Below are 239 nucleotides of genomic sequence, written 5' to 3' on the forward strand. Positions count from 1 at the left end.
TGGGGCCGATGCGCGCCGTGCACGCTACTTGCCCAACGGGATGGGCGTGCTGCGCGGCACGGGCACGGCCGTGACGCTGTTCTGCGGCGAGCCTTCGATCACGCGGTCCGAATAGGTCATGTAGACCAGGGTGTTGCGCTGCGCATCGACCATGCGCACCACGCGCAGGCGCTTGAACAGCAGGGAGATGCGTTCGCTGAACACCTCTTCCTGCTGCCTGAGCGGCGCGGGGATCTGGA

General features: G+C 66.9%; 1 protein-coding gene. It reads right to left on the bottom strand.

The genetic code is table 11. The features are described 5' to 3' along the window. Nucleotides 1-24 precede the first annotated feature (24 nt). Nucleotides 25-239 (bottom strand): CreA family protein (locus AC0MA3_RS26745; protein WP_474658385.1); only part of this gene is annotated, 215 nt, incomplete at its 5' end.

The sequence above is a fragment of the Paenibacillus sp. LS-5 genome (assembly GCF_056121505.1).